The following is a 258-nucleotide window of genomic DNA, read 5'->3' as shown; positions in this document are numbered from 1 at the left end:
CAGCGAATTCACCACCACCAGCGCGAGGAAGCCGAGCGCGAACCAGGGCACCGCGAGCTTGCGGGCGCCGTGGTGCGCTTCGTGCTGCGCACCGTGCGCCTTGCTGGCGACGGCCTGGCGCGCCGATCGGTTCAGCCACACGCCGAGCACGAGCAGCACCGGCACGAGCAGCATGACGCGCGTCATCTTGACGATGGTGGCGATATGCGTGGCCTCGGGGCTCACGTTGCTCGCCGCGCCCACGACCTGCGCGACTTC

General features: G+C 70.2%; 1 protein-coding gene. It reads right to left on the bottom strand.

The features are described from left to right. Positions 1-258 (bottom strand): putative sulfate exporter family transporter (locus tag SB772_RS42785; RefSeq protein ID WP_410838870.1); only part of this gene is annotated, 258 nt, incomplete at both ends.

The sequence above is a fragment of the Paraburkholderia sp. SIMBA_030 genome, assembly GCF_046535245.1.
Lineage (GTDB): Bacteria > Pseudomonadota > Gammaproteobacteria > Burkholderiales > Burkholderiaceae > Paraburkholderia.
This window is presented reverse-complemented; position numbering and strand designations above follow the sequence as displayed.